Below are 19,222 nucleotides of genomic sequence, written 5' to 3' on the forward strand. Positions count from 1 at the left end.
GGGGCCGCGATCTTGTTCGTTAGCGGGGCGCAAGATGCCGCCGCACAAGCCTCCAACACCGTGGAGTCGACGCAAGGCCTGCCAACATTCGTGATGCCGCCATCTGGCCCCTTTTCGCCCAACCGGATCGAAATCCCCAATGCCCGGGCCATAGCGTCCTGGATGCGAGGCGGGCATTCCGATTCCGCCTCTGAATCGTTCAGACATTGGGACGAAGAGGGCGCCATCCCGCCGGTTTGTGCCACCTGCCATTCCGGTCAGGGGTTCCGCAGCTTTCACGGCCTGGACGGCAGTGAGAAAGGGCCGCCGGAACAGCCCGTTCCGGTTGGTGGAGTGGTCGATTGTGAAACCTGCCACAATGCAAATCTGGGCAGTGTGACCGAAATCAGCCTGTCCTCCGGCGTCAATCATCCCGTGATCGTCGGAGAGGCGGCCTGCGTGACCTGCCATCAGGGGCGGGCAGCCGGTGCGACCGTCACCCGTGCCGTCGGGGAAAAGCCCGATGATCAACCCGACCCCGAACTGCGCTTCATCAACCCGCATTACGCTTTGGCCGCAGCCACGGCGCTGGGCGGGTATGGCGGGCTTGGCTACCAGTACCCGGACCAGACCTATTCTGGCCGCTTCCTGCATGCAAAGCCGGTGCAAACCTGCCTGTCCTGCCACGACCCGCATAACCTTGAGGTCGTCGCGGATACCTGCCTGATGTGTCATACGACCGGCGACCCCGACCTGATCCGCATCACGCGGCAAAGCCATGATGGCAGCGGCGACACCTCCAAGGGCATCAAGCACGACATCGCGGCAAATGCCGCGCGTCTGAAATCCATGATCTTTGACTATGCGGCCGAAGTTGCGGGCACGCCGGTCGTCTATAACGGCGAGGGCTATCCCTACTTCTTCACCGATGCCAATGGCGACGGTCTTGCCGACGAAGGGGATGGCGGCCCGATAGCCTATAATGCCTGGACGCCGCGACTGCTGAAGGCCGTTTACAACTACAAATTCGTTACCTCGGATCACGGCATTCACGTCCACAACCCGCATTACGCGCTGGAGCTGCTCTACGATTCGATGAAGGATCTGTCAGAACCGCTTGGCGTGGATTTTGCGGCGCTCGGTCTGCTGCGGTAAACGTGTCGCTTTGCGCGGGCTGGGGTACGCCCGCAAGCGTGAGTGCATAAACAAAAAGGCGGCGTTCCGGTCATTCGGAACGCCGCCTTCGTGTTTCAAGCGGGGTGGCTTCAAGCCAGGTCGAAGCGGTCCGCGTTCATGACCTTGGTCCAGGCCTTCACGAAGTCTTTGACGAAGGTCTCTTTCCGGTCATTGCTGGCGTAAACCTCTGCCAAAGCACGCAGTTGCGAGTTCGACCCGAAAACAAGATCGACGCGCGTGCCGGTCCATTTCAGCTCACCGCTCGCCCGATCACGGCCTTCGAACAGCTCATCCGTGTCGTCCGCAGGCGTCCACTCGGTTCCCATGTCCAGCACGTTCACGAAGAAGTCGTTGGTCAGCTGTTCCGGACGGTGAGTGAAGACGCCATGCTGCGCCCCGCCGTGGTTGGCGTTCATCGCGCGCAGACCACCGATCAGCACCGTCATCTCCGGGGCGGTGAGGGTCAGCAATTGGGCGCGGTCGATCAACAGCTTTTCGGTTGGCACGTCGTAATCGACCTGCTTGTAGTTGCGGAAGCCGTCGACGATCGGTTCCAGCACGTCAAAGCTGTCAACATCGGTCTGCTCTTGCGATGCGTCGGTGCGACCCGGCGCGAAAGGCACTTCGATGTCATAACCCGCAGCCTTGGCGGCCTTCTCGACCCCGACAGAGCCGCCCAGCACGATCAGATCTGCAAGGGACACTTTCTTGCCGCCCGAAGCCGCGTTGTTGAACGCGCTCTGGATGCCTTCGTAGATGCCCAGCACCTTGGCAAGCTGTTCGGGCTGGTTCGCTTCCCAATCCTTCTGGGGGGCAAGACGGATGCGGGCGCCATTGGCACCGCCACGCTTGTCCGATCCCCGGAAGGTCGAGGCAGAGGCCCATGCGGTCGAGACCAGTTCCGGAATGCTGAGGCCAGAGCCCGCAATCTTCGCTTTCAGGTCCGCAATGTCAGCCGCGTCGATCACCGGGTGGTCAAGATCCGGGACGGGGTCCATCCAGATCAGCTCTTCGCCGGGCACTTCCTTGCCAAGGTAGCGCACCTTCGGGCCCATGTCGCGGTGGGTCAGCTTGAACCAGGCGCGCGCAAAGGCATCGGCGAACTCTTCGGGGTTTTCGTAATAACGACGCGAGATCTTTTCGTAGTCGGGGTCCATCCGCATCGCCATATCGGCGGTGGTCATCATCAGCGGGACTTTCTCGCCCGAACCGTCAACCTGCGGGGCCATGTCTTCCTCGCGCAGGTTCTTGGCCTGCCACTGCCACGCACCTGCGGGGGACTTGGTCAATTCCCAATCATAGCCGAAAAGCACGCCAAGATAGCTCATGTCCCATTTGGTGGGCGTGGGCGTCCACGGCCCTTCAAGGCCCGAAGTCGTGGTGTGTTTGCCCTTGCCGGATTCGAACTTGTTCAGCCAACCAAGGCCCATCGCCTCCATATGTCCGGCTTCGGGTTCGACACCGACGAGCGCGGCATCGCCTGCGCCGTGGGTTTTGCCGAAGGTGTGGCCACCCGCGACCAGCGCCACGGTTTCCTCGTCATTCATCGCCATACGGGCAAAGGTGTCGCGGATGTCGCGGGCAGAGGCCAGCGGATCTGGATTGCTGTCCGGGCCTTCGGGGTTCACGTAGATCAGGCCCATCTGCACGGCGGCCAGCGGGTTTTCCAACACGCGTTCGCCGGAATACCGGCTGCCGGGCTTGTCAGAGGTGGCAAGCCACTCTTCCTCGGTGCCCCAGTAGATGTCTTCCTCTGGTTCCCAGATATCGACGCGCCCGCCGCCAAAACCGAAGGTCTTGCCGCCCATGGATTCGATGGCGACATTGCCGGTCAGCACAAAGAGGTCAGCCCAGGAAATGCTGTCACCGTATTTCTGCTTGATGGGCCAAAGCAGGCGACGCGCCTTATCGAGGTTGCCGTTGTCCGGCCAGGAGTTCAGCGGCGCAAACCGCTGCGAGCCAGAGGAGGAGCCGCCCCGGCCATCGCCGGTCCGGTATGTGCCTGCGCTGTGCCAGGCCATGCGGATGAAGAACGGGCCGTAATGCCCGTAATCTGCGGGCCACCAGTCCTGCGAATCTGTCATCAATGCGTGCAGGTCGGCCTTGAGGGCATCAAGATCAAGGGATTTGAACGCCTTGGCATAATCGAACTCGTCGCCCATCGGGTTGGACAAGGGCGTATTCTGATGCAGAATCTTGAGGTTAAGCTGGTTTGGCCACCAGTCGCGGTTCGATCTTGCGCCGAAACTCGTATTGCGTCCGCCGCCGTGAAGCACGGGGCAGCCGCCGCTGCCTGCGATGTCATTTCCGTCCATGACCATCTCCCTGAGGTTGCTTGGATGACATGACCTTAGCGGGGCAATACGATAATTATAAGTTGAAAATTCGCATCGCTTCGATAAGTAGAAGTTATGGCGAACATCACACTCAAACAACTCAGATATTTCGAGGCTCTGGCCCAGTATGGCCATTTCGGGCATGCGGCAGATGCGTGCGGAATTTCGCAGCCCGCGCTGTCGGTGCAAATCCGGGATCTGGAGGCAGATCTGGGCACAATCCTGTTTGAACGCGGCCCGCGACAGGTGCGACCGACCAGCTTTGGCAAGGAATTCTCTCGCCATGCCAAGGAAATCCTGCGCGCTGTTGACGAGCTGTCGGAGCTGGCGCGTGCGTCGCGCGACAAACTCATCGGACGGCTGCGCATCGGTGTTATCCCCACGATTGCGCCCTACCTGTTGCCGACCTTGATCGGCAACCTGTCACGATCCTATGCGGATCTGGACATTCATATCCGCGAAACGGTGACATCGCGCCTTGTGCAAGAGCTTCACGAAGGGCGGATCGATACTGCCATTGTCGCCCTGCCGGTGTCGGAACCCGCACTGACCGAGGTGGAGCTTTTCTCGGAGAACTTTGTGCTTGTCCGGCCAAGGGATGACGCGGAAAAACCAGTGCCCGATGCCGAGGCGCTGCAGGACATGCGGCTGCTGCTTCTGGAAGAGGGGCATTGCTTTCGTGATCAGGCCTTGTCCTTTTGCAGCGTGACCCCGGCTGCACAGCGCGATGGGCTGGATGGAAGCTCTTTGGCAACCTTGGTGCAGATGGTCGGGGCTGGAATCGGGGTGACGCTCATTCCGGAAATGGCGGTGCCTGTTGAAACGCGCGCGGCTGATGTGTCTGTCTGCCGCTTCGCCACGCGCGAGCCGTCCCGGACCATCGGAATGATCTGGCGCAAGACCAATCCCCTGTCGGGCGAGCTGCGGGAAATAGCGGAAGTGGTCAGGTGCGCGGGGCAGACGCTTGCGCAGGCAGGCACGTCCTAAAGACACCCCGCCGCCCGTGCCGGAACCATCCGGTCGGGCGGCGGGGTGGCAGCCTTCAGCGCCGCAATGCCGTCAGGATCTGATCGGACAGGGCCGTGACGGATTGGCTGGTGGCAAGGGCGATACCGCTGGGCGTGTTGGCGGGCAGGGGTATCGAGATATCGAACCGCGCCACGCGTTCACGCACCACCTTGTCAAACGACGAAAGGGCGTACTGACCGGTCAGGTCAAATGTACCGTCTGCGCGCGCGACCATCGCGGTCACACGAACATGCACTGACACATCGGCACCCTCTTCCAGGGGCCAGGGCTCTGCCGCGACCGTGGCCGTGCTGGCACGCCCCATCTGATCGGCAAGCGAAAGGGTTACGGCGCGCACCGGATCATCCGCCCAAGCGGCATTGTCGATAGGCATCAGCGCGCCATCCTCGCCTTCCATCAGGATTTCGGACCCTTCCGCATAGGTGGGCAGCGAAACTTCGCGCACCTCGATGCTCGACACAGCCAGACGGGAAACGGTTTTCACCTCCGGCGGATCGATCAGGTAGCGCGGTTCGGTCCCGGCGCAGGCAGAGACCAGCAAAAAGGCGAGGGGCAGGAGCATGCGAAACATGGGATTACCTTCCGAAAAGCAAGGAATTGGGGCTGCGCTCGATGGCTCGGGCCAGCTTCGAGACGGCAGCGGCGGCCTCGCGTACCTCGCGCAGGGCGGCGACGGTTTCGCGGTTGAAGCTCGACTCGTTGCCGTAACCGGCCAAGGTGCCCTCTGCCTGACGCACGAGCGCCTCAAGCCGGCCCGAAAGGGCGGGCAGCGATTCAACGGCGGTGGCCACGGCCCTGGCGGCATCGCTGGCAGAGGCAAGCGTGGCGTTTGCATTCTCGACCAGCCCACCTGCGCGCAGCTGCGCGAGGGCTGCCTGCGCTTCCTGCAGGGCACCTGTCAGGGCGGCGGGCAGGGCGCGGGTGTCGTCACTGTCGATCAACCTGTCAGCCCCTTCGAGGAAGGAGGCGGCAGAACTGACCAGCTGTTCGACCTCAAGCGAGTTTGCCTTGGTGGTCAGGGCGCGCAGATCGTCGATCAGTGCGGGCACCTCGGCGCCGGCCTCCGACAGTTCGGCGCTCAGGCCCGAGAAATCCTCGGCAGCGGTCTCCGCGGCGTTGAGCGCGGCAACCAGCTGGCCAACCGCGTCGGCGGTCTGAAGATCCTCGGTCACCTGCGTCAGCCCGGCAATCGTGCTGCGCAGCTCTGCCACGGTGTCGCGCAGCTCTCCGGGGATGGCCTTTGTGTCGTCGCTGCCGATCAGACCGCGCGCATCCTCGATCAGACCCAGCAGCGCGTCAGGGGCACTGCGCGTGCCTTCGGCAGCGGCCACCGCTTCGATTGATGCCATCAGCGAGATTGCCTGATCCATCACCTCTTCGACTGGCAGATCATTGACGCGCTGCAACAGGCCCTCGGCCGTAGCGGACACGTCGGGCAGGTTGGATTCAATCGACGGCAGCACCGGGAATTCCCCGTTGAAAATGCCAAGCGTCGCCGGGGGCGCGTCCTCGACATCAACAAGGTCTATGACCAGCGTGTTGGTGAAGATGCTCTTCGCGGCCAGCTGCGCGCGCAATCCGCCCTTTACCGCGTCCGACAGGAAGGCCAGCGTTTCCGCTGGGCGGACGTCTTTTTCCAACCCCAGCGATTGCGGATCGATGGAGACTGTGGCGCGAAGCTTGACCTTCTGGCCGTCCGGCGTGTCCTCGATGAAGGCACCGATCGCACTGACGACCCCGACCCGCAGGCCGCGATATTGCACCGGCGACCCGGCCGACAGCCCGCTGACGGATTCGTCGAATTCCACTGTCAGCTTGACCGCATTGTCGATCACGTCACTGAACACGCTTTCACGCGCGGCCTTTTCGCTCTCGAAGAGATCGAAAACCTGATCGTCGTCGATCATGGATCCCCCGGAAAACACCGTATCAAAGGCGATCCCGCCGGTGACGAGCGAGGCCAGCGAATCCACGGACAGATCCAGCCCGCCCGCCCCCAGGGTCACAGAGAAACCTGACGTGTCCCAGAACCGGGTTGCGCTGTTGATGCGACGGTCATGCGGCGCTTCGACGAAGCCTTCGACAACCACACCCTCGCCACTGTCGAGCAGGCGCGGGGTTTCGATCCGGCCGACTTCGATCCCGCGGTAGAAAATGGGCGATCCGGGGCTGAGGCTGCTGCCATCGGCGGCACGGATCATCAGGCGCGTGCCCTCGACGCCCGCAGCCACCAGCGGCGCCTTGTCGACCCCGTCGAACGACCACGCCTCTGCTCCCGGGGACGGGTCAAAAGACGCTTCAATATAAACGCCCGACAGCACCGTCGACAGCCCCGAGATACCACGCGCGGACACTTCGGGGCGTACGACCCAGAACTTGGCGTCCGGTGGCAGGTTGGCGGCGACATTCTGATCGATCCGGGCGGAGACGACGACGCTTTCCATATCCGGGGCGAAACTGACCTTTTCCACAAGACCGACAGAGACATCACGGTACCGCACGACGGTTTCTTCGGCCGTGATGCCAGCCGCATTGGTAAAGCGTATCTCGATCAGGCTGCCGCGCGCCGCCCAGCTTTGCCATGCAATGAACAGCGTCACTGCCAGGGCCGCGATAGGAACAAGCCACACGAAAGACAGATTACGCCAGATGGATTTCTTCGCCGGACTCATGTCCATATCTGCGGGACGGGGGGCACTCATGCGGGGTCACCTTCACTGGCGTCCCAGATCAGACGCGGGTCAAAGCTCTGTGCTGAAATCATCGTAAATGCAACAGAAAGTGCGAAACTGACCGCCGCAATGCCCGGTTTGATGCTCGCCGCGAAATCCAGTTGCACAAGTGTCGCAAGTATTGCCACCACGAACACGTCGATCATGGACCAGCGGCCCACGAATTCGACGACCTCGTAAAGCACATGCCGCCTGTGATCGCTGAGCGACACCTGCCGACGGATGCTGAGCGCAAGGTAGCCGATGGCCAGAAATTTGCCCACGGGGATCATGATGCTTGCGAAAAAGACGATCAGCGCAATGCCGATAGAGCCGTGATGGATCAGGTCGACCACACCGCCAAGGATCGTGCTGTCGCTTGTCTTGCCCAGCGAAGAGGTGCGCAGCATCGGATAGACATTGGCGGGCACATAGACCACCAGACCGGCGAAAAGCCAGGCCCAGACCTTTTGCAGGCTGGCTTCGTCACGGCTGCGCAGAAGGCTCTGACAGCGGACACAGCGTTCGGCGCCGGGTTCCTGCACCCGGCCGCACTGGGTGCATCCGATCAGCCCCGCGGCGCGCGCGGTCAGGACGGGCGGCGCTGTTCGAGTGTCTTCCAAACCGTTACCCTGCTCATGAAATTGTCTTTTAACACGGTCACGATGACCAATGCGACGAAGGCCCAGAAGGCGGGCCCGATGGCCAGATGCGCCAGCCCGGCCACTTTCACCAGTGCCACGGCGACGCCAACGATGAAAACCTCGGCCATCGCCCAGGGGCGCAGCGCCTCGGCCATGCGAAAGGCGCTTTCTGCGTGGCGGGCGGGCTGCCAGCCGAAGGCCATTGGCGCCATCACGTAGATCAGCGATGTGAAACGGATGATCGGAAGCACGACGATCAGGGCCGCCATCGCAAGTGTCAGCGGCGCGGTCATACCGGTGGAGAAGGCCATCACCGTGTCAAGAAGCGAGCTCCGCTGGATGCGGCCTGCGGCGTGCAGTTCCAGAAACGGAAAGAAGATCGCCGCGATCATCAGGATCAGCGCAGCGGCCGCCAGCATGATGATGCGTGTCATCGCCAGCTGGCGCGGCGCCTCGATCACCGCGTGGCAGCGGATGCAGCGCGCGGTTTCCCCGGTCGGCACGTCGGCATCGAAATGCAACGCGTCGCACTGCGGACAGGCAATCAACTGCGCGAGGTCCGGTAGGTCTGTCAGCTTGGGCGGTTGCTGCGCGTCTTGCATCATCCCCCGAACTTAGTGCGCCCTCAGCAAAGAGGAAAGCGCCACTACGCAAAATCCACTCGGGTCGCCGCGTGGTCAGCGGGCAGGCAGTGACAGCTCGTCCACGATCAGGCTGGATACCTCGCTGACCAGCTGATCGGGGTTCTTGGTGCCCCTTGCGATATAAAGATCAGAGCGCAGGTCATCCGGCAGTCCGATATCGCGGATGACGGTGTCGGGCATCTTCATCGCGCAGATGGACCGGGGCACGATGCCCACGCCCAGCCCCTCGTTCACAAGCGTCATGATCGTATGGCTTTGCGCGACCGAATAGCGCGTATCCGGGCTGATACCGCGTGCCGAAAGAAAGCCTTGCACCACCTCGTACAGAAAGCCGCCACGCTCTGTCGAAAAGCCGATAAAAGGCGTTTCGTGCAGGTCTTCGGCGCAAAGATCGGGCTTTGTTGCGAAAGGATGGTCGCGGGGGACCGCCAGAACAAAGGGCTCGCTGAAGACCTTGCTGAGCTTGAGCTCTGTCTGTCGTTGCGGAAGCCTGAACAATCCGATTTCCACCCCGCCGGAATGCAGGGCTTCGATGATTTCGAATGTCATCATCTCGCTGGGAATCAGGCGGACGCCGGGCAGGTCGCGTTCCACGCGGGTAATGATGCGCGGCACCACCTCGACAGAGGCGGAGGGAACGAAACCCAGAACCAGCGCACCGCTTTCGCCGCGTGCTGACTGACGCGCGAAAAGCGCAGCACTTTCGGCCCGTTTGAGGATATCCACCGCATCGCAAAGAAAGCGCCGGCCCGCCGCAGTCAGCCTGACAGACCGGTTGTTGCGATCCAGCAACCGCACGCCGACCGCGTGTTCCAACAGGCTGATCTGGCGCGACAAGGGCGGCTGCGTCATGTTCAGCCGGACGGCGGCGCGGCGGAAGTTCAGCTCTTCCGCCACGGCCACAAAGGATCTCAGGTGGTTCAGCTCGAACAGTTTTCCGTCCATTTTTCTCGCTCATGCAAGGTTGGGTCATTGAAAATGGTTTTAGCAGATGTAAAATGAACAGGGGCGAATTTCTCAACCAAAATTTGGTGATACGCGCGTGGAAGGACAAATTCAGCGACTTGTGGTTATCGCGGATGACCTGACCGGTGCGCTGGACACAGCGGGGCCTTTCTGTGCGGCGCAAGTGTCGGTCGTGGTCGCCACCCGGCCCGAGTCCTTTGCCGATGCCCTTGCGCGCGGTGCCGATGTCACTGCCGTGTCCACGAGGAGCCGCGAAGTGGGCCCGAAAACCGCCCATGCCCGTGTGGCAGAGGTTCTGACGCAGGTGCCCCGGGGGTGCAGGCTTCTGAAGAAGGTCGATTCGCGACTGAAAGGCGAAATCGCCGCAGAGCTTGAGGCGCTTCCAGACGGCGAACTGCTTGTCTTGCCCGCGATCCCGGAATTCGGTCGTGTCGTTCGGGCCGGGCGTGTCGAGGGTTTCGGCGTTGCAAGCCCGATTGATATCCGCGGCAGGCTGGGGCGCCGGGGGGCCGCTGCGGTAATACCCGACACGGCCACCCCGGCCGAGATTGTCGCGGCATTGCGCGCCGCACCGGTTGACGGGCTGCTGATCGGGGCGCGCGGCCTGGCGCAGGCGCTGGCGGAGCTTTCGGGCGTTATCCCCACACGACCGGGGCCGCTATGCGGGAAGATCGGCATTGCTGTCGGATCGACCGATCCGATCACGCTCGATCAGGTGGCGGCGCTGGAAGGGGGCGCGCATATTCGCGCACCCTCTGCCATGGCCGCGCCGCCAGTTACCGCAGGCAGGGTCACCTTGATGCAGGCGACCGCAGGGACAGAGCGCGATCCCCACATGATCGCCCGCGCACTTGCGCGTTCCTTTGCGCCGCTTGCCAGACATGTGCCATCGCTGATCCTGACCGGCGGCGCCACGGCAGAGGCCGTTCTGGACGCGCTGGATGTGGATATCCTTGATGTAGAGGGAGAGATCCTGCCCGGCTTGCCTTTGTCGGAGGCCAAAGGATGGCGTATTGTCACGAAATCCGGCGGGTTCGGCACAGCGTCGACGCTGGTCGATCTGACGCGTGAATTGGAGTGTATGTGATGGCAGGCAAGGCGCAGCCGGTCCCGAGGGCAGGCCGGGACGGACTTCCCGGGCAACGCAAAAGTCTGGCCGATGTCGTCTTTGACCGCATGTACCGGGCCATCAAATCGGGTGCCTATGCCGCAGAGGAACGCCTGCCCACGGAACATGACCTTGCCGCCGAATTCGAGGTTTCACGGCCCGTCGTGCGCGAGGCATTGAAGAAACTGCGCGAGCAGCGGCTGATCTACTCCCGCCAGGGCGCGGGCAGTTTCGTCCGGCAAGCGGGGGTGCGAGAGCCGCTGGGTTTTGGACAGGTCGAGAATTTCACTGACCTAAGTCGCTGCTACGAATTTCGCCTGACATTGGAGCCAGCGGGCGCGGCTGCCGCGGCGGAGCGTCGGAGTGATGCGGATCTGGCCGAAATCAGGGATGCGCTGGAGGTCATGCGCGATGCGACAGATCGCAAGCGCCACCGCGAGGACGCCGATTTTCAGTTCCATCTGGCAATTTCAAAAGCGTCAGGCAACCGCTATTTCGCGACCGCGATGGAGGCGCTGAAGGACCATATCGCTGTCGGGATGCAGTTCCACGGGAGGTCTCTGAAACAGACGCCGGATGGGCTTGACAATGTTTATTCTGAACACCGGGCGATTTTTGATGCGATCCGCGATCACCGGTCCGAGGATGCGCAGCGACAGATGGCAGAGCATCTGACAGGGTCGCGTGACCGGTTGTTCAACGGCTGATCAGAAGGCGGCGGCGTAGATGCTGCGCACGTCCGCAACGCTCATATCGCGGGGATTGTTGTCCATGAGGCGACGTATGGCATGAGCCTCTTCCGCCCAGCCGGAAAGGGCCTGCTCGGTCGCGCCGTGATGCGACAGGCGCATCTCGATCCCAAGAGATGCGCAGAATTCATGGGCAAGTTCGGCATTCTTTGCGCTGTCCGATGATGCACCCAGACCGAGGGCTGCCATGATCTCGGCTGTTTTCTCTGCCCGAACCGGGGCGTTGAAGGCCAGAACATGCGGGAACACAATTGCATTGGCGAGCCCGTGCGGAAGGTGCAGTTGCGTGCCAAGCGGATAGGCCAGCGCGTGGCCGGCCGCCGTGTTGACCGGGCCAAGGCAGATGCCGCCATAATAACTGGCCAGCATCATCCCGTTGCGGGCTTCGGTGTCGCGCCCGTCTTCGACCGCTCGCCGGAGGTATCGGCCGACAAGCGTGATCCCCATGCGGGCGAAGCCATCGATCATGTCATGGGCGCGCAGGCTGGTGAAGGCCTCTACACAATGGGCCATCGCATCGATGCCGGTTGCGGCAGTTACATCCGGCGGCAGGGAGAAGGTAAGCTCCGGTTCCAGCACAGCGAGGTCGGCGCGCATATGCGGGCTTTCGACAGCCATCTTGGCGCGCGTTTCTGAATTGGTCACCAACGCGCGGATACCCGCCTCTGACCCGGTGCCCGCCGTTGTCGGAACCTGCGCCAGCCGCGAAAGGCGTCGCGCAACCTTGTCGGGCCCAACCACGTCGGCCAGCGATTGCGCACCATCCCAAAGACAGGCCACCAGCTTGGCAATGTCCATGACAGAGCCGCCGCCGAGCCCGATGACGCAATCCGGCCTGAAATCGGCTGCAACTTCAAGTGCCGCAGTAAGCGCAATATCGTCAGGTTCGGGCGGTATAGAGTCGAATAACTTCACATCACCGGGCAATCCCAGCCTGTCGGCATGGCTGCGGACCGACCCTGAGGTCAAGACCAAAGTCCGCTGTGCGCCCGCCGCCCACTCGCCCACCTTGGCCACAGTTCCGGCGCCGATTTCCAGCCGCGTAGGTTGATGTAGCGTGATGGCTCTTTTCATGCTCACAATGGGGCCTCCTTAGCCATTCAGCTGTTCCATCTGCGTCCAGACGACGGATGCCTCGTCGTCACTCAGCGGGACGAACGGCGCGCGCAGATTACGCCAAGCCTCATTTTCCCGCGACCGGGACAGCATCGTCTTCACCGTGGGCAGCTGGACATAGGTGTTGCTGAGCGAGCGCCAGTCGTTCACCCGATCCTGCGCCGCCGCGACCTTTGCCTGCGCATTCGGGTCGCACCAGTTGTCCCAGATCACCCGCAGCGCGTCCGCCCTGAGGTTTGACGTGGCGGTGATACAGCCCGCGCCGCCTGACTGAAGAAGCGGCAGCAACAGTGGATCAGCGCCCGCAAGCACGGCGAAACCGGGAAAGCGCTCGACCATCGCGGTCATGTTGGAGATCTCTCCGGCGCTGTCCTTGATGCCGACCACGACATCGGGAAACGCATCGCGCAGCCGCGCAATCAGGTCGTGGCTGATCGGCACCTGAGTAACCTGCGGTATGTGATAAAGGATCACGCGGAGCCGCTCCTCTGCCACGCCTTCGATCGCATTGGCAAAAAACCGAAAGAGCCCCTCGTCACTGACCCCCTTGTAATAGAAGGGAGGAAGCAGGACGCAGGCCTTCGCGCCCGCCTGAACGGCATGGCGTGTCAGCTTTATCGTATCAGAGAGGTTGCACGACGATGTGCCCGGCAGCAGCTGATCACCCCGGATCCCTGCCTCAAGGGCGCTTTCAAGCAGCGCTTTTCGCTCCGCCACGGAAAAACTGTTCGCCTCTCCGGTCGTGCCAAGCAGGGCGATACCGTGGCACCCCTCTTCCAGCAGCGCCTTGCAATGTGCGCTGAACAGGTCCAGCCGCAACGCGCCATCGCGGTCGACGGGGGTGGCAGCGGCGCAGTTTACGCCGAATTCAGCTGTCGTCATGTTTTTCTCCCGGCGACGAGGCGTCTTGCATAGGCAATCGCCTCGAGCATGTTGCGATGATCGGCCAGACCCTTGCCCGCGATGTCAAAGGCAGTCCCATGATCCACCGAAGTCCGGTCGATGGGCAGCCCGACAGAGACATTCACGGCAGTGTCGAAAGCGACCAGTTTGATCGGGATGTGCCCCTGATCGTGATAATTCGCGACGACCAGATCGAAAGCGCCGTTATAGGCTCTGTGAAACAGCGTATCTGCGGAAATCGGGCCGTGGGCATCGATCCCCTCATCCCGCGCCATTTCGACGCCGGGCGCAATCAGGCTTGTATCTTCATCGCCGAACAGGCCGCCCTCGCCGCAATGCGGGTTGAGCCCTGCGACCGCGATCCGGGGAGCCTCTATTCCGATGCGACGCAGATGCGCGTGGCCCGCGCGGATCGTGTCGCGGATACGCTCGGGGCTGGTCCGTTCAATCGCGGTATTCAGGGACACATGGGTCGACGCATGGATCACGTTCAGCCGTTCGGACGCGAGCAGCATAAATGCGCCTTTCTGACCGGTCAGCGATGCCAGCATCCCGGTATGCCCATCATAGTGATGGCCTGCAGCATTCAGCGCCTCCTTGTTGATGGGGCCAGTGACGATACAGCCGATTTGCCCGGCCTCGGCGGCACGGACTGCGGCCTGAATGAACCGGAAAACCGCAGCGCCTGCGCGTTTGTCAAGCTTGCCCATCGGCAGTGGACCCCCCTCCACCGGCAGGTCGGTGACGGCGAAATCCTCGCCCGGTTTCAGCGGGCTGTCGATCATCCGCGCGACATGGCAAAGCGTCTCTGTACAGCCGAAAACCCGTGTTTGGGCGCGGTCCTCTGCGGACATGGTGCCAATCGCCTTGAGGGTGATTTCCGGGCCGACCCCGACAGGGTCTCCCATGGTGATGCCGATCATGTCGCGTTCGCAATCTCGTTGGGTGTCAGATGCCGGTACGCGATGGCCCGCCGGTGCAGGGTAAAGGCAATGTCCAGCCCGCCATCGGGGGCTTCCAGCATCGCCGGATAGGACAGTTCCTGATTACGCCCGTCTTCGCTGTTGTTGCTGAGACAGGTGCCGGTGCTGTCCGCGACCGTGATGCTGCGCGGGAAGCTCTGCCCGTCATCTTCGGAGAGCAGAACCACCAGCGGCGCCCGCGGCACGCCCCAGACCGGGGTGCAACCGCCAGAGGCTTCGGGGCGGGCATCATCCCCCAACTCGTCGTAAAGGGATGCGCGCCTGTCCGTGGACATGTCGGCGTTCACGGGATTGCAGCACAGGGCAAGACGACCATCGGCAAGCCGGGTCGCCGCGAGGGAGGAATTGTTGTTGGGGACGGGTGTCGCAACGGGGACGGACCAGGTTTCGCCGCCATCACGGCTTTCGCTGCGATGGACAAAGTCGGCCTGACGGCGCCTGAAAAACGCGACCAGCCTGTCATCGCCCGGTACAATCGTCGTATGAACGCAGCCGGTGGAGCCGGGAACCGCGACCTGCCGCCAAGAGATGCCGGCGTCCTCAGTGATCGCAACAGAAGCCGTATCGTGCCGCCCTGTCCAACGCGCGCCTGCCTGAGGTGTGCAATGGAAAAGCGGCAGGAGCCAGGCACCATCGGACCGCAGAATCGGACGCGCCCGGACGAAGCTTCCGCCCGGCAGCGACAGGTCTTGGGGCGGGTGGCCTATTTCGCGCATGCGGATGACGCATTTATCCTGATCGCCACCGGGCTGCGCCGTGTGCAGCAGCAGGCACCGCCCGTCAGGGGCATGAAACAGCACCGGGTTCTGCTCTGATCGCTCGGGATCGTCGGTCAGCTTTTCCGGTGCGGTCCAACCTGCGCCCAACAGGCGGCTGCGATAGATGCAGATATCTGCCTTTCCTTCCAGACTGCCGCCGAACCAGACGCATTCAAGTTCGCCATTGGGCGACCGAGCCAGAAAGGCCGCATGATTCTGAATGCAGGGCGAGGGGAGGATCGCAGTCCCGCTTTCGACCCGACCGGTCATGGCGAGCGCAATGGCTGGAGGGTCTTTGGGAAAGGAGGGCATGACGTCTCCGCTACGCTAAGGCTGCAACACGATTGCAGTTTCTTGCGTAAGGTTGTCAAGTTGAAAGTCTATATCACTGCTGAGACGACTTCGGATAAGCGATAGTAAATAACTGAATTTTATGGGAAATATATTACAAGATTTCGGGCATTTAAGAACGACAATTGTAGTAGTTGACAAATTTTTAGGTTTCGCGTTTGCTTTCCATCAAGCGTCCGGCGACGACTCGCCCGCGCTTCGGAAAGGCACGGGAATGCGCGACAAGCCTGCCATGATGGCAATCACGCTGATGTTGATCGTGGCGGTCATCAATGCCGCTGATGCGGTTATCGTCCGCTTTCTGGCCGGAGATATCCACCCTTTCGTGATCGGGTTCACGCGGGCAAGCTTTGGCCTGCTGGCGATGCTGCCCTGGATGCTCAGCCGACCGCATATCCTCAAGACCAACCGGTATGTCCTGCACGCTTTTCGTGCGGGTCTGAAGCTGCTGTCCTTGGTCGCGCTTTTTGCCGCGCTGGCGGGGGCGCCGCTGGCGTCGGTCACGGCCATTGGCTTTGCGGCCCCCCTGTTCGTGACGGTGGGCGCATGGTTTCTTCTGGCGGAACAGCCAAGACCTTTGCGTATTTGTGCCGCCGGGATCGGATTCGTTGGCGTCATGATCATACTGAAGCCTGCGATGGTCGGTGGCGCGACGGCAACGGCGCTTTGGCTGGCGCTGCTATCTGCGGTTCTGGTGGCGACCATCCAGCTGATCCTCAAAGTGATGGGCCGGACGGAGAGCGCCGAGACGCTGGTTGCGTGGAACCTCATCACCATGGTGCCGCTGGCGCTGCTCCCGGCGATCTATTTCTGGACCACGCCAACGCTGGAGCAATGGGTGCTTCTGGCCGCTCAGGGGGCGCTTGGCGCGCTGAATCAGGCGGCTGTGACGCGCGCCTTTCAGCTTGGGGATGCCTCGCTTGTCGCGCCGATGGACTTCCTGCGCCTGCCGTTGATCGCTGCGATTGCGTATATGCTCTTCGGTGAGGTTGCGGGGCTGGCGACCTGGATCGGCGCTTCGATCATCTTTGTTGCGGTGGCGCTGATGGCGACCACGGCGCGGGACAGGATGGGGTTGGAATGATGTTCTGCGCGTTCGGAATGATACATGATTAGCATCACCGTGCATCAAAATCCGTTTCATGGATTGTCAGCACCGTAGTAAATTGGCTGGGGATGCGCGGGCCGGAGGAGGTGCCGCAAGTCCCCAAAATGTTCCGGGCGGTGCAGCGGCGCCCGAGCGTGGAATATACCCGCTGCAATACTTGGAGGAGACAAAATGGATTTCCGGAAATACCTTTATGGCAGCGCTCTGGCGCTGGTTGCCGCGTCGCCGGCGCTTGCGCAGGACACATCCGTCACGATCGTTTTGAACGAAGATCTCGAAGTGGTGGAGCCATGCGAGTCGTCACGGTCCAACATCGGGCGCGTGCTGCAGCAGAACATTGCAGAGACGATGGTAGAGCTGAATACCGCGAACGGTTCGCTGATGCCGCGCCTTGCCGAAAGCTGGGAAGCGGTGGACGAGGATACGTGGAAGTTTACCCTTCGCGATGGCGTTACCTTCTCGGACGGGAGCACTCTGGACGCGGCGGACGTCAAACATTCCTACGACCGGGCGATTTCGGACCAGATCATCTGTGAAATCGGCGCAAAGTTCTTTGGCGGCATGACGCTGGATTTCAACGTCATCGACGACCTGACATTCGAGGTAACGTCAGATCCCGCACAGCCGATCCTGCCATTGCTGATGTCGACCCTGACAATTGTTCCGTCAGAAACGCCGTTCGAATTCATGCAGATGCCTGTCGGGACGGGTGCCTATGTCATGACCGAACGCAATCAGGGCCAGTCCATCGTGCTGGAACGGCGCGATGATTACTGGGGGGAGGCGCCAGAGGTCACGAAGGCCACCTATCTCTTCCGTTCGGATGATGCTGTGCGCGCCGCCATGGTCGCGACGGGCGAGGCGGATATCGTACCGCAGATCAACGAAGTGGACGCCACAAACCCGGCCACCGACTTTGCCTATCCGAATTCGGAAACCACCTATGTGCGGCTCGACACGTCTATCGCACCGCTTGATGATGTGCGGGTCCGCAAGGCGCTGAACATGGCCGTCGACCGCGAGGCTTTCCTGGGCACTCTGCTGCCGCAGGATGCGGTGATCGCGACCCATATGGTGCCGCCCTCTACGCTGGGCGTGAACCCGGATCTCAAGCCACTGGCTTTTGATGTTGATGGCGCCAGGGCTTTGCTTGCCGAAGCCAAGGCCGATGGGGTGCCGGTGGACGCCGAAATTACGATGATCGCGCGTTTGGGCAACTTCCCCAACGTTACGGAAATCAGCGAGGCGCTGACCCAGATGTGGGGCGATATCGGATTGTCGGTGAACCTGCGCATGACCGAGGTTGCCGAGTGGGTCGATCTCTACTCCAAACCCTTTGCAGAGGATCGTGGTCCGTCCATGGTGATGGCGCAGCATGACAATAACCGCGGCGACCCCGTCTTCTCGATGTATTTCAAATACGCCTGCGATGGGCTTCAGTCCGGCACGTGTGATGAAGGGCTTGACCAGATGATCGCGGATGCAACCGCCGCGACCGGCGAAGACCGCGGCCCGAAATGGACCGAAGTATTCAACAAGATCCACAATGACCTCGTGTCAGATGTGTTCCTGTTCCACATGGTCGGCTTCAGCCGCGTGTCCGAGCGGTTGGATTTCACTCCGACCATCGCCACCAACTCGGAGCTTCAGCTGTCCCAGATCAAGTTCAAGTGATGGATCCGACTGTTCGGGAGGGCGCGGTTTCGCGCCTTCCCACTCACCGACAGGAAAGGTCCAAGACATGAGGTCATTTCTGACCAAACGTGCCTATGCCAGCCTGATATCCCTGCTGTTCCTGATCGTCGCGGTTTTCTTTCTGTCGCGTCTTACCGGCGATCCCACGAACCTTTATCTTCCGGTTGATGCCAGCCTCGATTCACGCGAGCGGTTCCGCGCCCTGCACGGGTTGGATGATCCGCTGATCTTGCAGTTCGGCCGCTACCTCGCCGATCTTGCGGTGCTTGATTTCGGCGACTCGATCCGCCGGTCGCAACCCGCACTGGATGTTGTGCTCGAAGCGTTCAAATGGACGCTGGCTCTGGCTGCGATCACCATGACCATCGTGACGATCACGGCCATCGTCATTGGATCGCTCGCCGCATTTCGCGTGGGCGGGCTGTTCGACCGTACGGCCACGTTCTTTTCGCTGATCGGTGCCAGCGCGCCGGATTTCTGGATCGCCATCGTCGCGATCGTGCTGTTCTCGGTCAATCTGGGGTGGTTGCCGACCTCTGGCACCGGGACTGTCTGGCACTGGATCATGCCCATCGGAGTGTTGTTCATCCGCCCGTTCGGCCTGATCCTTCAGGTCGTTCGTGGCGCAATGATCACCGCGCTGGGGTCTGCCTATGTCAAGACTGCGCGCGCCAAGGGTGTGGCCTCGCGCCCCATCATCTTTGTGCATGCGCTGCGCAATGCCATGCTGCCCGTGATCACCGTCATTGGTGATCAGGCGGCTGCGATCCTGAACGGTGCCGTGGTGGTCGAGACGATCTTTGGCTTTCCCGGCGTGGGCAAGTTGATGATCGACAGTATCCTGCAACGGGATTTCGCCGTCGTTCTGGCTACGATCATGGTCACGGCTTTCGCGATCTTCGTCATGAACCTGCTGATCGACCTCGCTTATGCGGTGCTTGATCCGCGCATCCGGTATTGAGGTGA

17 protein-coding genes are annotated in these 19,222 nt (G+C 61.7%); 7 read left to right on the forward strand and 10 right to left on the reverse strand.

What is annotated here, in order from left to right; all coding sequences use genetic code 11:
- Nucleotides 1-12 precede the first annotated feature (12 nt).
- The gene (locus tag EDD52_RS05330) at nucleotides 13-1,134 is read left to right on the forward strand and encodes a cytochrome C (protein WP_243651845.1); all 1,122 of its coding nucleotides are present in this window, start codon (nucleotides 13-15) and stop codon (nucleotides 1,132-1,134) included.
- 110 nt (nucleotides 1,135-1,244) lie between these two features.
- On the opposite strand, the gene katG is transcribed toward EDD52_RS05330, so the two are convergent.
- Nucleotides 1,245-3,470, reverse strand: coding sequence for a catalase/peroxidase HPI (gene katG / locus EDD52_RS05335; RefSeq protein WP_132242590.1), 2,226 nt, complete (start codon nucleotides 3,468-3,470; stop codon nucleotides 1,245-1,247).
- A 96-nt stretch (nucleotides 3,471-3,566) separates the two neighbouring features.
- Here katG and EDD52_RS05340 point away from each other — a divergent pair, with 96 nt between their 5' ends.
- A complete protein-coding gene (locus EDD52_RS05340; RefSeq protein WP_132242592.1) occupies nucleotides 3,567-4,478 on the forward strand; it encodes a hydrogen peroxide-inducible genes activator in 912 nt (303 codons plus the stop codon).
- A 55-nt stretch (nucleotides 4,479-4,533) separates the two neighbouring features.
- On the opposite strand, the gene EDD52_RS05345 is transcribed toward EDD52_RS05340, so the two are convergent.
- The 5 genes from EDD52_RS05345 to EDD52_RS05365 all read right to left on the reverse strand — a co-directional run bounded on the left by EDD52_RS05345 (nucleotide 4,534) and on the right by EDD52_RS05365 (nucleotide 9,464).
- Nucleotides 4,534-5,091, reverse strand: coding sequence for a PqiC family protein (locus tag EDD52_RS05345; RefSeq protein WP_132242594.1), 558 nt, complete (start codon nucleotides 5,089-5,091; stop codon nucleotides 4,534-4,536).
- Nucleotides 5,092-5,095: 4 nt separating this feature from the next.
- On the reverse strand, nucleotides 5,096-7,222 hold the full coding sequence (locus tag EDD52_RS05350; RefSeq protein WP_207905970.1) for a PqiB family protein: 2,127 nt from the start codon (nucleotides 7,220-7,222) through the stop codon (nucleotides 5,096-5,098).
- Nucleotides 7,219-7,854, reverse strand: a complete 636-nt coding sequence (locus tag EDD52_RS05355) for a paraquat-inducible protein A (protein ID WP_132242596.1) — start codon at nucleotides 7,852-7,854, stop codon at nucleotides 7,219-7,221. Before EDD52_RS05355 ends, EDD52_RS05350 begins: the two co-directional genes overlap by 4 nt.
- Nucleotides 7,821-8,480: a paraquat-inducible protein A gene (locus EDD52_RS05360; RefSeq protein ID WP_243651846.1), complete on the reverse strand. Its 660-nt coding sequence runs from the start codon at nucleotides 8,478-8,480 to the stop codon at nucleotides 7,821-7,823. The genes EDD52_RS05355 and EDD52_RS05360 overlap by 34 nt, the downstream gene beginning before the upstream one ends.
- Before the next feature lie 72 nt (nucleotides 8,481-8,552).
- Complete coding sequence (locus tag EDD52_RS05365) at nucleotides 8,553-9,464, reverse strand: LysR family transcriptional regulator (RefSeq protein ID WP_132242599.1); 912 nt, start codon at nucleotides 9,462-9,464, stop codon at nucleotides 8,553-8,555.
- Between the two features lie 97 nt (nucleotides 9,465-9,561).
- Here EDD52_RS05365 and EDD52_RS05370 point away from each other — a divergent pair, with 97 nt between their 5' ends.
- Both EDD52_RS05370 and EDD52_RS05375 read left to right on the forward strand, forming a co-directional pair.
- Complete coding sequence (locus tag EDD52_RS05370) at nucleotides 9,562-10,572, forward strand: four-carbon acid sugar kinase family protein (RefSeq protein WP_132242601.1); 1,011 nt, start codon at nucleotides 9,562-9,564, stop codon at nucleotides 10,570-10,572.
- Nucleotides 10,572-11,300: a FadR/GntR family transcriptional regulator gene (locus EDD52_RS05375; RefSeq protein WP_132242603.1), complete on the forward strand. Its 729-nt coding sequence runs from the start codon at nucleotides 10,572-10,574 to the stop codon at nucleotides 11,298-11,300. Before EDD52_RS05370 ends, EDD52_RS05375 begins: the two co-directional genes overlap by 1 nt.
- Here the strand turns inward: EDD52_RS05375 and EDD52_RS05380 are convergent, their stop codons facing one another.
- The 4 genes from EDD52_RS05380 to EDD52_RS05395 are packed head-to-tail and all read right to left on the reverse strand — an operon-like array spanning nucleotide 11,301 to nucleotide 15,414.
- A complete protein-coding gene (locus EDD52_RS05380; RefSeq protein ID WP_132242605.1) occupies nucleotides 11,301-12,416 on the reverse strand; it encodes an iron-containing alcohol dehydrogenase in 1,116 nt (371 codons plus the stop codon).
- An 18-nt stretch (nucleotides 12,417-12,434) separates the two neighbouring features.
- Nucleotides 12,435-13,340 (reverse strand): dihydrodipicolinate synthase family protein, encoded by a 906-nt coding sequence (locus EDD52_RS05385; RefSeq protein WP_132242607.1) that lies wholly within the window; start codon nucleotides 13,338-13,340, stop codon nucleotides 12,435-12,437.
- A complete protein-coding gene (pdxA, locus tag EDD52_RS05390) occupies nucleotides 13,337-14,284 on the reverse strand; it encodes a 4-hydroxythreonine-4-phosphate dehydrogenase PdxA (protein WP_132242609.1) in 948 nt (315 codons plus the stop codon). The genes EDD52_RS05385 and pdxA overlap by 4 nt, the downstream gene beginning before the upstream one ends.
- Nucleotides 14,281-15,414, reverse strand: a complete 1,134-nt coding sequence (locus EDD52_RS05395; protein ID WP_132242611.1) for a sialidase family protein — start codon at nucleotides 15,412-15,414, stop codon at nucleotides 14,281-14,283. Before EDD52_RS05395 ends, pdxA begins: the two co-directional genes overlap by 4 nt.
- 253 nt (nucleotides 15,415-15,667) lie before the next feature.
- Between EDD52_RS05395 and EDD52_RS05400 the strand changes: the two genes are divergently transcribed.
- The 3 genes from EDD52_RS05400 (at nucleotide 15,668) to EDD52_RS05410 (ending at nucleotide 19,217) form a co-directional block, all read left to right on the forward strand.
- Nucleotides 15,668-16,537: a DMT family transporter gene (locus EDD52_RS05400; protein ID WP_132242613.1), complete on the forward strand. Its 870-nt coding sequence runs from the start codon at nucleotides 15,668-15,670 to the stop codon at nucleotides 16,535-16,537.
- 195 nt (nucleotides 16,538-16,732) lie between these two features.
- The gene (locus tag EDD52_RS05405) at nucleotides 16,733-18,235 is read left to right on the forward strand and encodes an ABC transporter substrate-binding protein (protein ID WP_132242615.1); all 1,503 of its coding nucleotides are present in this window, start codon (nucleotides 16,733-16,735) and stop codon (nucleotides 18,233-18,235) included.
- A gap of 67 nt (nucleotides 18,236-18,302) precedes the next feature.
- Nucleotides 18,303-19,217, forward strand: a complete 915-nt coding sequence (locus EDD52_RS05410) for an ABC transporter permease (RefSeq protein WP_132242617.1) — start codon at nucleotides 18,303-18,305, stop codon at nucleotides 19,215-19,217.
- Nucleotides 19,218-19,222 lie beyond the last annotated feature (5 nt).

The organism is Primorskyibacter sedentarius (assembly GCF_004342065.1).
Classification (GTDB): Bacteria; Pseudomonadota; Alphaproteobacteria; order Rhodobacterales; family Rhodobacteraceae; genus Primorskyibacter; species Primorskyibacter sedentarius.